Genomic DNA, 11902 nt, shown 5'->3' with positions numbered 1-11902 from the left:
CTTGTTATGGCAACACTTCCAGAACCATCAGATCCGCGGTGGTTGCTGAAGACTGTCTTCTCCCGGCCTGGGATGACCATCCCCGCGGCCGTGTGCATGGCTATCTCCTTCGTGCTCAACGGCACAACGCCGGTCATCGTGGGCTATGCCATCGATGAAGCGGTGGTGGAAGGATCGATAGGGCGACTGTGGTGGTGGCTTGCACTTCTGGTCCTAGCCTTCGCCGTAAATACCGTCACTGGGTGGTGTGGCCGCGGGCTCAACGCGCGCAGCATGCTGGTCATCGGCCACGACGTGCGCATGGCCATCACGGATCGGATTATGGATTCCAAAGGGATGGGCGGGCCGAAACGCACGCCAGGAGAGTTATTGGCCATTGCCTCTACCGATGCGACCCGCGTACAAAATGCCGTGATGATGACGGTGTTTCCGGTGGCAGAGATTACGTCCATCATTTATGTTGCGGTGATGACCAGCCGGGCGAATCTGCCGCTAGGAGTGGCCATCTTATGCGGCGGTCCCATCGTGGTGTGGGGAACGCTGCGCTCGGCTGGTCCATTGCGCAAGCGTTCTGGTATCCGGCAAGCGGCATTGGGCCGCGCCAGTGCGACGGCGACGGATATTGTCCATGGCCTGCGCATTATTAAGGGGATCGGTGCGATAGGTACGGTGCGCAAGCGCTATGCGGGTGATTCCGATGCCGCCTACGAGCGAACCGTTGAGGCCAATGCGGCGCAGGCAGGATTGAATGCTTCTACCGAGGCACTGGGCTCGATCTATGTCATCGCCGTCGCCGTTGCTGCTGGCTACCTAGCGCTGAATGGGCAGATGAGCATTGGCGAGCTCATTATGATTATTGGCCTAACCCAATTCATCATTACCCCGATGACCATGCTGGGTCGAAATATCGCTTCCCGGTGGGCCGCGGCGCAGGCGAGTGCGCAGCGAATAGTAGGCCTACTGCGAGCGCCTGGCCTGCCCGAGGACGCTGCGCCACAGGTTCCTGCGCTGCGGCCAGGGGTGACTGCGATCGATGGGCATGCTCCGGAAGAACTACGGGAGCTGCCCCGGGAAAAATTCATCGTCGTGCCACACGAGGTCATGCTGTTTGACGGGACTGTACAAGACAATATCCATCCGGATGCGGATACGGCCGCACGGGCCCTAGAGGTGGCTGCTGGCGCGGATATTCCCGGTGGGCTTGACCGCGCCGTGGGTGAGCGCGGAAACAATCTGTCCGGCGGCCAGCAGCAACGAGTCGCCCTTGCCCGTGCCATTGCAGCGGATCCAGAGGTGCTGATTCTTTCTGATCCCACGACGGCGGTCGATTCCGTTACCGAACAAGAGGTAGCCCACCGCGTTGCGGACTACCGGAAGGATAAGCCCACCATCGTCTATACATCGGCGCCCGCGTGGCATGCAGTGGGGGTGGAGTCCTAATGCGTTTTCCCACCGCCACCTGGCCACAGGTAAGAAAGGTTGTGGCACAGCAGCTTTCGGCCATTCCGCACGCGCGCCGGCGCGCCGTTATTGCCGTGGTGTTCCTGATAGCCGGGGCAGCGGCCAATGTCAGCATTGCGATCCTGCTCGGCAAGATTGTCGATGCCGTGACGACGGGCACCAGCATCGCCCTCCTCGGAGCCCTGCTTATCGGGGTCGCCGCAGTATCTGCTGCACTCTCGGCAGCGGGATTCTATGTACTCTCTCAGCTGACCGAGCGCGTTATTGCGTCCCTGCGCGAGGATATGGTCTCTACGGCACTCGGCCTTCCCACGCACCGCGTCGAGGATGCCGGAACTGGGGACTTGGTATCGCGTTCAACGGATGATGTGGCGGAGCTATCCGCCGCGGTTACAGAAACGGTCCCCGTGCTGGCGAAATCCATTTTTGTCATTGCCTCAACGGCAGTGGCACTACTTACGGTGGATTGGCAATACCTCGTGGTTATTGTTGCCGTGACCCCGCTGTATTTCTTAGCCGGCCGGTATTACCTGCGGCGCGCCCCTGACCGGTATGCCGCTGAGCGCGCCGCCATGGCGGACCGCGCCCGCCGGCTTTTGGAGGCGATCCACGGCAGGGATACGGTGCGCGCATTCCGCATGGAAAAGACGATGCACGATCGCATCGGCGCGGCTTCAACGCGTGTGGTGGAAGAAGGATATAACGCGCGCCGGACGATGATGGTACTCCAGGCCCACCTCACCGGCATTGAGCTGGTCTTATTGGGCAGCGGTTTGGCAGTAAGCTTCTGGGTGGTGCAGGCCAATGCGCTTACTGTTGGCGCGGTCACCGCGGCGATGTTATTACTCATTCGCTTGCGCGGGCCGCTAATGGGGCTGATGCGCGTGCTAGATACAGTGCAATCTGGGTATGCTTCGCTGGCGCGCATCGTTGGCGTGGTTATCGATCCGCCCGCACCGGTACCGGATAGCGGTGCACCGAGGGGCGATGGCAGCGTGGATATGCGGGATATTTCCTTCCGTTATGGCGATAACTCTTGGGCCATCGAGGGAGTCAACCTAAAGATTAAGCCGGGCGAAACGGTTGCCCTCGTCGGGGCGTCTGGGGCAGGAAAATCCACCGTGGCAGCGTTGCTTGCGGGCTTGCGCGTTCCGGATAAAGGCACCGTGCTTGTCGATGGCGTCGAGGTTGCCCTGCTTTCCGATGCCGAGCGTATCCAACGCCTCGCCCTCGTCTCCCAGGAGGTGCACGTCTTTTCCGGGAGTCTGCGCGAGGATCTTGCGCTCGCGGCGCCGCAGGCTACCGATGCGGAAATGGTGCAGGCGCTGCGCCAAGTCCGGGCCGACTGGTATTTCGATCTGGAGGCAGGCCTCGATACCATCGTGGGCGCGCAAGGAATGCCGTTGGCCCCGGTGGCGGCGCAGCAATTGGCGCTTGCCCGAATCGTACTGTTGGATCCGCGTATCATCATATTGGACGAAGCCACGGCGGAAGCAGGCTCGGTGGGTGCTGAATCCTTAGAAGACGCCGCAGAGTCAGTAATGGAGGGCCGAACCGCCTTGGTGGTAGCGCACCGCCTGGACCAGGCCTCGCGTGCCGATGCCATCGTGGTCATGGATAATGGCCGGGTGGTAGAACAGGGTAGTCATGCAGAGCTGCTAAATTATGGGGGCCGCTATAAACAGTTATGGGCCGCTTGGCAGAAGGGACGAAAATCATGAGACGGAGGCCGGTGCGCGCGACGTTGAGCACCGCAGTCTTGTGCTGCGTGGCGGCGCTGGGCGTGTCATGCGCAAATAATGAGGAAGAATCGGACTCGGCGGTACGCAGCGAAAGCACGCAATCGCACGGGTCGGCTGCCTCGCAGCTCGGGATTCCTACCTCTGCGCCGCTCAGTGGTCCAGAACCGGGATCGTATTCGACGATTAACCTGCCGTCCGGGCGCTCATTTATTCTCAGCGTGCCTAAAAGTTATACGGCACAAAAAGAGTGGCCTGTTGTAATGGCTTTTCACGGGTGGGGGCAGTCAGCGGAAAACTTGCGCGACTATTCCCGCCTTGATGCGGCACAAGCCATTACTGTATTTCCCGCGGGAAAAGAGAAAGCGTGGAGCCCCGCGCCATACGCGAAAACCAGCGGGAGCGAAGACAAAAAATTCGTTCTTGACATCCTCGATTCCCTGCGTGCGACCTATAACGTTGATGATTCGCAGCTTTTTGCCACCGGCATGTCCAATGGCGGTGGCTTCGTAGCCTATTTGGCCTGTCAAATGCCCGGCATCTTCCATTCGGTTGCCACTATCTCCGCTGCATATTACGAAGATATTCTGAAAGATTGCGCCCATGAACCGGTAGGGCGCCTCGATATGCACGGCACCGATGATCCCGTCGTGGGCTATCACGGCGGAACTCGGCACAAGACCAAGTATTTCTCCGTTGAATCTGTCCTAGAGCAGGACCGCAAGCGCAATAAATGCTCGGAGAAGGTAGAAACCAACCGCTTGGTCAATAATGCCCTCGACATGCATTGGCGGGGCTGCTCCGCACCGCTGGAGCATATCCGCATCGGCGGCGGGTCCCACGTGTGGCCGGGTGGTCTTGGAGACAAAAATAATGAAGTAGGACAATTCTTCGCCACTGACCGCGTCTTGGACTTCTTCGGCATCCCGGGCAGGCCTGACGGTACCCGCGAAACCTAGGTTGCGCGGTAGGCCCGGAAAGAGGCCCCAGGCACGGATCGCACGCGCTCTACGCAAATATCCGCGACGCTTAAAAATCCTGCCCGGTGCGCCGAACTGTCCGGGGCGGTGGTCTCTGGAATTTGTACTAGGTGAAAGCTGCGCTCGCCATTGTCTTCCCGGTTGAGGTCGATGACCGCCTGCGCCGTGGTGCCTGAGCCTGCGAAAAAGTCGAGTACCCGGGCATCGTCCCCACCGCCAATGGCGATGAGGTGCTTGATAAGGCGTACCGGCTTGGGGAACTCAAAGATTCCTTCTACACCCATGACGTCCTCTGCGTCGCGGCGTCCGGTGCGCGTTACGCCAAACCTCTGCCCATCGAGGATGGATCGCGGCCGAGCCCCTGCTTTTTGATAGTTCTTGGTGTAGACGAATCCGCGCCGAAAGACCAGCTCATCGTAGCGCTTTTCCACCATATCCTTGCCCCAGCGCCAGCGCGCTACTTGGCTCTGGCCAGCCGGTTGGTCCGGCCAGTGCTGCGTGCCATCGGGAGAGGAAATGGGAAAATCAAGCGATGGCAGATACCCCAGAGTCTTAGAATCTAAGCGCACCAAGGAGTATTTGCCGCGTTCATCCTCGTGGTTATATTTGGTGCTCTTATAGCCTTCAGAATCTACATTGAATCCGGGGTTGTCCGGGTTCTTGGCATAGCAGAGGATGTATTCGTGTTCTACCACCGCATACTTGGAATCGTTTTTCCCAGTGCCGGCCTTTTTCCAAATGAATTGCCCGGCATAGCAGCCCTCGCCAAAAACCTCGTCTAAAACCTTGCGGGTATTAGCAGCTTCGTCCTCTCCAATGGAGACGAATATAAAGCCGTTCTCCGCCAGAATTCGCCGGGCCAGGATGAGCCGTGGCAACATCATGGACAGCCACTCGGCGTGCCACTGGGCATAGCTGCCGGAATTTACCTCTCGCCGCGCGCGGTAATTATCGCGATAGACAAAGTCCCGGCCGGTGTTATACGGCGGGTCGATGTAGATGACATTGAAGGTTTCGCCCGTGGAAACCCAGTGCTGTAGAACCGGCAGGTTATCGGCCACGTGGATGCTATTGGGCGAGGTGGTAGAGCTGCTTAACGCAGCATCGAGCTCGAACTCGGCGGCTAGGGGAGTCTCCGCCGCAGCGCGCGCGGCTTGCTTGCCAGGCCATACCAACCCAAAGAATTCCGCGGCGTTGCAGTCTGCACCAGGGCTAGTGTGCGTCATTTTCTGTCTTTTCCGTGCGAGCTGGTCATTGATCTCATTAACGCTATCACTTTAGAACTTTTGGCTATCTTTGGTGGCGAAGTCTCGGCAGTGTCATTATCGTGGGCAGTGTTGCCAAGCACGGCAATGGTTAGATGAAGTAAACAACGAAAGGATTAGCAATGGGTATCTTTGACAAGGCAAAGGAAGCACTGAACTCCGAAAAGGGCCAGGAAGTTACCAACGAAGGTCTAGACAAGGCCGAGGACTTTGCCAAGGACAAGCTGGGCGAAGACAAGGCAGACCAGGTAGACAAGGCCCGCGATGTCATTGATGACAAGCTCGGCACCAATAACGACGGTGATGACGAGAACAAGTAGTTCTTGCCCTAATTCCTAATTAAATATCGCTTAAGCCCCGCTCCTGTCTGGAACGGGGCTTAAGTTTATGTCTATGGCCGATTTTCTGGAAAACGCGGTCCGATTGGGCTAGTGAAAAATGCGCTTTTTAAATCCAGCCCTGAGTTTGGGCGTTCCTAGCAGCCTCGTAGCGGTTATTTGCATCGGTTTTTGTCATGATACTGGACACGACGTTGCGTACGCTGCCGGGACTAAGATGCACTTTGCGCGCCAGTTCAGAGGAAGCCACCCCAGATAATAAAAGCTGTGCGATTTCTCGTTCTCGGGGTGTGAGCGGGTTGTCCGGGGTAAAAAGACTCTCTCGTGCCAGCGCAGGATCGATAACCCGGAGCCCAGCCTTTACTCGGCGAATTGCCTCCGCCAGTTGTTCTGGTGGAGTGTCTTTGACTATGAACCCAGCGATGTTGGCATCTATAGCGCGCTTTACATAGCCGCCGCGGCCAAAAGTAGTAACGATGAGGCATTTGCATGGACTGTCGGAGAGCTCTTCAGCTACGTCTAGACCGCTCTTTCCAGGCATTTCAATATCGAGTAGAGCTACCTCCACATTGTGCTTGGCAACGAGCTCCGCAACCTCGTTGCCCGTTGCACATTGAGCAACTACCTCGATATCTGGTTCTGTAGCTAGGAGAGCGACAAGGGCACCGCGAACCAATGATTGATCCTCTGCGATAAGGATACGGATGGGTGGAGATGTCTCAGCCATCGGACTCCACTTCATTGTCTAAGTGCAGTAACTCAGTATCACTATTCATAGTAATCAGCGCTATGGTGCGGTTGTCCTTCCTCATAATAATTAGCTTCCCACCGCTGTCCTCTATTCGCTTGTGCAGACCCTGCAGTCCGCCCTTTTGGTACTGCTTTTTCGGATCGAAGCCGCAACCATCGTCTACGACTTGGAGCTTATTTTGGGTTACGCTTACCCAGCAGTGCTCTGCGCCCGAGTGGCGAATAACGTTAGTGGTGAGCTCGCGTAAGGCCCAGGAAAAGGCGGCGTCATAAAGTCCTACGGCTCGGACGTTGGCAGGAAGATGCGCCTGAATCCCTGTGGTATCGAACGCTCGCCGTGCTGCCTGAACTTCTCCTTCGAAGGTCGGCATGCGCATCCGGGTAACTGTGGAGCGGACTTCTGCCAAACCCTTACGGGAGAGGTCACTAATTTCTTGAAGCTCGTTTCGAGCTCGAGTTGGATCTACGTCTACTAACCGCTGTGCCAACTCAGATTTTAAATTGATGACGGTAAGCGAGTGACCGAGCAAATCGTGAACGTCGGTGGCAATGTCTTCGCGTTGGCGAGCGAGATCGAGTTGATGCTCTAAATCCGTGCGCGAGTCTTCTCTTTGAGACATTGTGCCTAGCAACACCAGCAAGATTGGCCAGCCGAATATCACAATGAATGTCCCTAAGAGGTCCTGCGAATCGACGCTCCATAAGGCACCTGTGACTACGAGTCCGGTAAGAAGTACCCATAACAATGCCCGGCGCAGTGGTAATTGAAACCCGAGGAATGCAGCTAGATAGGGCACAAATGTGGTGGCATAAACTCCAAAGAAGGGTATGGCGATAAGCGCTATGAGCGCTAAGGCAGACCACCGAGCAGCCAAGCGATAACGTAAGTTCCAGCCCCGCGGGTAGTAAGTCACCGAACCAAAGCTGAAGAAATATAGGGCGCTGAAAGCGATAACACAGGCAGTGGATCCTAGGCGCTGCGTAGCGTCCACACCAGGCTGAACGAAATTGAGAATTAAGCTGAAGAGCAGAAATATAAGCCAAACGCTGGCAAACACCGCATTATTTGTAGCGAATCCTTTGAAAGGCGAGTGGAATGAATCCATTACATTCGTGATTTGTCGCGGTGGAGCAGCGCTGTGCAGGCTCCGACGAAAATTGCGGTCCATACGGCGAAGTTTAGTCCCGCGCTCCACAAGGAATGATTAACCGTGCCATCGGCATCATTGAGCAGTTGCATCCCTTCTGCCAATGGCCATTGAGCCAACACGACAGGGCCAAAAAGGGGTGTAAAGCGGCCAAACGCCATAAGTGAGGAAGATAGAGGGATAAAGACATTGGCGGCGAACAGCAGGAGGACAATAGAGGAAGAAGCAATAGCCACGGAGTTATCCGTCGGTAAAGCAAGTGCCCATATCATTCCATATAAGCCAAAGGGAATAGAGACAACAGCGCACGCAAGAAAGGACAGAACCCATTGGTGGGGCTCCATGTCAGCCTTAGTTAATGCACCAGTGAGAAACACTGCTGCAATGGGGAGCAGAGCTTGCAATGCTATGGATGTGATATTCGCCCAGAGGATCTGGTGAGGGCGCAGCGGAGTAACCGCTAGTTGGCGTCTCCAACCGGACCGAGCATCAGTGACTGAAGAAGCAGCGGCTCCCACCGCACCGGCGACGCCACCGTACAGGGCCATGCTGATCATTTGGAGAGCTGCAAAGTTACCGTTGTGAATAGGAAGGCTGCCAAAGTCCATTAGTGTGCCGAAAAGTAAATAGAAAAATACCGGCAAAATGGTGGTGAAAAATAGCGGGGCGAGGTTGCGGCGCAGCCGGAGGAAATTGTACCCAGCAAAACGCATTGTGTTACTCAACGCAGGCGCGGTGGAACTATTAGACATGGTTGGAATCTTTCGTTTGGGGGGGCTGGCGGGAGGAGAATTGGATTAGTTGTGCTCATCGGTGAGAGCGAGGAAAGTATTTTCCAGACTATGAGCGCTAATGGTGAGGTCATAGGCGCCTGTGTGGTTAAGAAGATGACGGGCCAGTGAATCCGAATCTGAGGTAGTCATTTGAATGTGATCTCCAGTGCGGGTGATTTCGGTAACGCCTGGTAGCGCACTCATTGGAGGGATACTGCCGTCAAATTGGGCCGTAATTCTTCGGACCTCGCCGCGGCTACGTATGTCAATTACCTTGTCATCGGCCACAACTTCCCCTTTGTGCAGAAGCACTATCCTTTCAGCAAAATTGTCCGCTTCTTCGAGATAGTGTGTCGCGAAGAAGATGGTGCGCCCGAGCTCAGCCTGGTGCTGCATGGACGCCCAAAAATCCCGGCGAGCGCCTGGATCCATACCGGCAGTCGGCTCGTCAAGGATGAGTATCTGTGGGTCACCCAGGAGCGCAAGCGCGAAACGAAGACGTTGTTGCTCGCCGCCGGAGCACTTGCCCACTCGTCGAGACAATATCGGTTCTAAGTTGGTGTGATGTGCGACCTCGCCAATGTCTAGGGGCTGGGCAAAGGTAGCGGAAATCATCTTTAAGGTATCGCTTACGGTGAGGTCAGGGAGAAGACCTCCGGATTGGAGCACCGCTGCTAGCTGTGTGTTGTTGATCGCTTCCTGGGGGCTTTTGCCTTGGACTGTAATAGCGCCGGAAGAAGGTTCGGTAAGGCCCAAGATAAGGTCAATGAGTGTGGACTTTCCAGCGCCGTTGGAACCTAACAACGCTACGATTTCTCCGGTGGCGATGGAGACTGATACGTCATTCAGTGCTCGCACTGAATGCGAGGAGTTCGCTGCGAAGACTTTTTCTACGTCGCGTACCTCAATCGCTGTTGAGGAACCTGAGTTAGGGATACGTGTAGTTTTCATGTCTTGCACTTAACTACGTTTGCGCTTTTAATAGCAGGGGTCGTGTCACGAAGTTTCCATGACAATTGTCATCGGTGGATACGTTAAGCTGATTATGTGATTACTACTCTCGCATCCGCAATCGTCTTATTTATCGTCACCAATATCGACGATATCGTTGTTCTCTCGCTATTCTTTGCCCGTGGCGCGGGCAGGAAGGGCACGACCAAAGCCATTCTTTTGGGGCAATATCTGGGATTTTTAGGGATCCTCGCGGTCTCCGTGGCACTTGGTCTGGGACTTAGCGCCATCCTTCCGGAAAACTGGATTCGCTTTTTCGGGCTTATTCCCCTGGCCATTGGCCTCTGGGCAGCCTGGGAGGCTTTTCGCGGGGAAGACGACGATGACGTTTCTGGAAAGAAGCTCAGTGTCGCTGCGGTAGCCGGGGTCACGTTTGCCAACGGCGGCGATAATATCGGTGTGTACCTGCCGGTATTTACCACGTCTTCGCCCTCAGACATCGCGGTGTACTGCATCGTATTCCTCGTTTTGGTCGCCGGCCTTGTAGCGGTAGCGAAGTTCGTGGCCACACGGCCAGCCGTAGCAGAAGCGCTAGAGAAGTGGGAGAGCGTGTTATTTCCCACGGTGCTTATCCTATTAGGCCTTGCCATCCTTTTTGCGGTGTAGACGAGGCATACAGAAAATCCCACGGCCGAGGAGTTACTCCATAGCCGTGGGATAATTTGTCGGGCTAACAGGATTTGAACCTGCGACCCCTACACCCCCAGTGTAGTGCGCTACCAAACTGCGCCATAGCCCGGCGTCGCATTATTTGTTGCGACTGCCCTAGATTACATCAGGATAATTCCACAGTGAAATCTAGGCCGTGACCTGCATTAAAGCTCGCCGGTGGAATAGACCCATGCGCCATTAAGGCGCCGGAAAGACGATCGCTCCCGCTGGGAGCCCACTGCCTCGCCCTTGTAGAAGGCCTCAAATTCCACGATGCCTTCATCGTCTACAAGGCCACCGCGCTCGGTATCGAGGATATCGAGGCGGTAGAACCTGATGGGGGAGTCAGCCAAGTCCAATGAGCCCGGCCGAGTCACCGGATCCCAGGTGCGCAGGAGGTAGGCCTCATCGCCGCTGACGAAGGCGCTAAACCGCGAACGCATGAGGGCCTCGGCTGTGGGAGCTTTGGCGCCGGCGTGGTACTTGCCGCAGCATTCGCCAAAGCTCAGCCCGCTCGTGCAGGGGCAGCGGCGGGAACCGGCGATGGGGTTGAGGGCCACCATTAGTTGGCGTCCACGATATCGGTGATGGTAGCGCCGGCGGCCATGCGCTCGACGTCGGTATCGCGTGCGGCCGCACGCAATGCATCGATATCGGAATCGCTCAAGGAGCCTTTTAGTTCGATGCGGCGCTCGAAGGAGGTGGTACCGGTCTGGGTGATGGATACGTGGACATCGTCAAGCGCAAGCTTCTTGCCGGCCTCCTTGATGGCCTGGGTGGAGGCAGCTGCCAAGGCCGACATGAGCAGGCCGGTTGCGGTAAAGCCCTTACCCTTGCCGCCTTCCTTTTTGGTGCGATCCGCGGTCACGGGGTGATCATTGTGGCGCACCACGACGCCGAACTTGGTGCCGGTAGCGGGACGGGCAACGGCGGCATCCGTGCCCACTTCCTCGGGCTCATAGTCGGGGACAATAAACTGCTGGGACCAGGCACCGATCAGATCAGCGGCGCGGGCAGCCGTCCCCTGCTTGGTGAGCAGGTGATCGGCCTTATCCAACGAGACGAGGGATTTGGGGTAGCGGGTCATGCGGAAGATATTTTGCGCATTGTCGATGCCCACCGTCTGATCGATGGGGGAATGCAGGGACAAAAGGGGCTTGCGCAACCGCGGTAGATATTCTTCCGGATTGGTTTCTGCCAAATCCTCCAGGAATTTGCGCGAAATGGTCAGGGCCCTGCCGCCCAAAACGACCTCGACCTCACCATTAGCGTCGACCTCGCCGATCTTATCCGCGTAGTGCAGCACGGAGTGCGCGGGATCGAAGGGGGCGCCGATGGTGGCCACGGCGCGAATCTTTTTCAGTGCCGTGGCAGCCTTGAGCACCGCTGCGCCGCCCAAGGAGTGACCAATGAGCATCTGTGGTGCGGAATAGTGTTCTTCTAGCCAGTCCGCGGCGGCGCGGATATCGTCGACATTCTGGTTAAACGTGGTGTCCGCGAACTCGCCTTCTGATTGCCCCAAACCGGGAAAATCAAAGCGCAAGGTGGCGATACCGAATTCCGTTAATTGCTTCGAGGTGCGGGCCGCGCCAGGAGTATGGCGCGAGCCGGCAAAGCAATGCGCGAAGACGGCGAAGGCGAGAGGGGGAGCATCAGGAAAGTCGATGGTTCCTGCCATCTCGGTTCCTCGGCTGGACGGCAGCTTAACATTGACGGATTGCATGGCACCTACAATAACGGCCCCATAAGTTCCAAGCCAGATGAGGTTGACTAGAGTCGTAGGCAG

12 protein-coding genes and 1 tRNA gene are annotated in these 11902 nt (G+C 56.7%); 5 read left to right on the top strand and 8 right to left on the bottom strand.

All coding sequences use genetic code 11. The annotated features are described in order from the left end of the window. Positions 1 to 6: 6 nt before the first annotated feature. The 3 genes from HMPREF1257_RS03800 to HMPREF1257_RS03790 all read left to right on the top strand — a co-directional run bounded on the left by HMPREF1257_RS03800 (position 7) and on the right by HMPREF1257_RS03790 (position 4159). A complete protein-coding gene (locus HMPREF1257_RS03800; RefSeq protein ID WP_023022251.1) occupies positions 7 to 1440 on the top strand; it encodes an ABC transporter ATP-binding protein in 1434 nt (477 codons plus the stop codon). Further along, entirely contained in the window at positions 1440 to 3182 is a 1743-nt protein-coding gene (locus HMPREF1257_RS03795) for an ABC transporter ATP-binding protein (protein ID WP_023022253.1), read from the top strand. The genes HMPREF1257_RS03800 and HMPREF1257_RS03795 overlap by 1 nt, the downstream gene beginning before the upstream one ends. Before the next feature lie 203 nt (positions 3183 to 3385). Beyond that, entirely contained in the window at positions 3386 to 4159 is a 774-nt protein-coding gene (locus tag HMPREF1257_RS03790) for a PHB depolymerase family esterase (protein WP_369707579.1), read from the top strand. On the opposite strand, the gene HMPREF1257_RS03785 is transcribed toward HMPREF1257_RS03790, so the two are convergent. Continuing rightward, positions 4156 to 5406, bottom strand: coding sequence for a site-specific DNA-methyltransferase (locus tag HMPREF1257_RS03785; RefSeq protein WP_023022257.1), 1251 nt, complete (start codon positions 5404 to 5406; stop codon positions 4156 to 4158). The two genes, HMPREF1257_RS03790 and HMPREF1257_RS03785, sit on opposite strands and share 4 nt — an antisense overlap. A 161-nt stretch (positions 5407 to 5567) precedes the next feature. On the opposite strand from HMPREF1257_RS03785, the gene HMPREF1257_RS03780 reads away from it, so the two are divergent. Continuing rightward, positions 5568 to 5765, top strand: coding sequence for an antitoxin (locus HMPREF1257_RS03780; protein ID WP_023022261.1), 198 nt, complete (start codon positions 5568 to 5570; stop codon positions 5763 to 5765). 127 nt (positions 5766 to 5892) lie between these two features. On the opposite strand, the gene HMPREF1257_RS03775 is transcribed toward HMPREF1257_RS03780, so the two are convergent. The 4 genes from HMPREF1257_RS03775 to HMPREF1257_RS03760 all read right to left on the bottom strand — a co-directional run bounded on the left by HMPREF1257_RS03775 (position 5893) and on the right by HMPREF1257_RS03760 (position 9405). Beyond that, positions 5893 to 6510, bottom strand: coding sequence for a response regulator transcription factor (locus HMPREF1257_RS03775; RefSeq protein ID WP_023022263.1), 618 nt, complete (start codon positions 6508 to 6510; stop codon positions 5893 to 5895). After that, the gene (locus tag HMPREF1257_RS03770) at positions 6503 to 7639 is read right to left on the bottom strand and encodes a sensor histidine kinase (protein WP_023022265.1); all 1137 of its coding nucleotides are present in this window, start codon (positions 7637 to 7639) and stop codon (positions 6503 to 6505) included. The genes HMPREF1257_RS03775 and HMPREF1257_RS03770 overlap by 8 nt, the downstream gene beginning before the upstream one ends. Then, positions 7639 to 8394 (bottom strand): ABC transporter permease, encoded by a 756-nt coding sequence (locus HMPREF1257_RS03765; RefSeq protein WP_023022267.1) that lies wholly within the window; start codon positions 8392 to 8394, stop codon positions 7639 to 7641. Before HMPREF1257_RS03765 ends, HMPREF1257_RS03770 begins: the two co-directional genes overlap by 1 nt. Positions 8395 to 8478: 84 nt before the next feature. Next, entirely contained in the window at positions 8479 to 9405 is a 927-nt protein-coding gene (locus tag HMPREF1257_RS03760; RefSeq protein WP_023022269.1) for an ABC transporter ATP-binding protein, read from the bottom strand. Positions 9406 to 9501: 96 nt separating this feature from the next. On the opposite strand from HMPREF1257_RS03760, the gene HMPREF1257_RS03755 reads away from it, so the two are divergent. Then, positions 9502 to 10071, top strand: a complete 570-nt coding sequence (locus HMPREF1257_RS03755) for a cadmium resistance transporter (protein WP_023022271.1) — start codon at positions 9502 to 9504, stop codon at positions 10069 to 10071. Between the two features lie 59 nt (positions 10072 to 10130). Here the strand turns inward: HMPREF1257_RS03755 and HMPREF1257_RS03750 are convergent. From HMPREF1257_RS03750 to HMPREF1257_RS03740, 3 genes are all read right to left on the bottom strand, one after another. Beyond that, a tRNA-Pro gene (locus tag HMPREF1257_RS03750) sits at positions 10131 to 10204 on the bottom strand. Positions 10205 to 10280: 76 nt separating this feature from the next. After that, entirely contained in the window at positions 10281 to 10679 is a 399-nt protein-coding gene (locus HMPREF1257_RS03745; RefSeq protein WP_023022272.1) for a YchJ family protein, read from the bottom strand. Further along, positions 10679 to 11839, bottom strand: coding sequence for an alpha/beta fold hydrolase (locus tag HMPREF1257_RS03740; RefSeq protein WP_023022274.1), 1161 nt, complete (start codon positions 11837 to 11839; stop codon positions 10679 to 10681). The genes HMPREF1257_RS03745 and HMPREF1257_RS03740 overlap by 1 nt, the downstream gene beginning before the upstream one ends. Positions 11840 to 11902 lie beyond the last annotated feature (63 nt).

This window comes from Corynebacterium sp. KPL1814 (assembly GCF_000478175.1).
Lineage (GTDB): Bacteria > Actinomycetota > Actinomycetes > Mycobacteriales > Mycobacteriaceae > Corynebacterium.
The sequence above is the reverse complement of the archived record's forward strand: the minus strand, read 5'-3'. Positions and strand labels throughout refer to the sequence as shown.

What these genes read in the sequence shown, in the direction of transcription:
- HMPREF1257_RS03800 (WP_023022251.1), top strand. Translation starts at nt 7, where the DNA reads ATGGCAACACTTCCAGAACCATCAGATCCGCGGTGGTTGCTGAAGACT.
- HMPREF1257_RS03795 (WP_023022253.1), top strand. Translation starts at nt 1,440, where the DNA reads ATGCGTTTTCCCACCGCCACCTGGCCACAGGTAAGAAAGGTTGTGGCA.
- HMPREF1257_RS03785 (WP_023022257.1), bottom strand. Translation starts at nt 5,406, where the DNA reads ATGACGCACACTAGCCCTGGTGCAGACTGCAACGCCGCGGAATTCTTT.
- HMPREF1257_RS03780 (WP_023022261.1), top strand. Translation starts at nt 5,568, where the DNA reads ATGGGTATCTTTGACAAGGCAAAGGAAGCACTGAACTCCGAAAAGGGC.
- HMPREF1257_RS03775 (WP_023022263.1), bottom strand. Translation starts at nt 6,510, where the DNA reads ATGGCTGAGACATCTCCACCCATCCGTATCCTTATCGCAGAGGATCAA.
- HMPREF1257_RS03770 (WP_023022265.1), bottom strand. Translation starts at nt 7,639, where the DNA reads ATGGATTCATTCCACTCGCCTTTCAAAGGATTCGCTACAAATAATGCG.
- HMPREF1257_RS03765 (WP_023022267.1), bottom strand. Translation starts at nt 8,394, where the DNA reads ATGCGTTTTGCTGGGTACAATTTCCTCCGGCTGCGCCGCAACCTCGCC.
- HMPREF1257_RS03760 (WP_023022269.1), bottom strand. Translation starts at nt 9,405, where the DNA reads ATGAAAACTACACGTATCCCTAACTCAGGTTCCTCAACAGCGATTGAG.
- HMPREF1257_RS03745 (WP_023022272.1), bottom strand. Translation starts at nt 10,679, where the DNA reads ATGGTGGCCCTCAACCCCATCGCCGGTTCCCGCCGCTGCCCCTGCACG.
- HMPREF1257_RS03740 (WP_023022274.1), bottom strand. Translation starts at nt 11,839, where the DNA reads ATGCAATCCGTCAATGTTAAGCTGCCGTCCAGCCGAGGAACCGAGATG.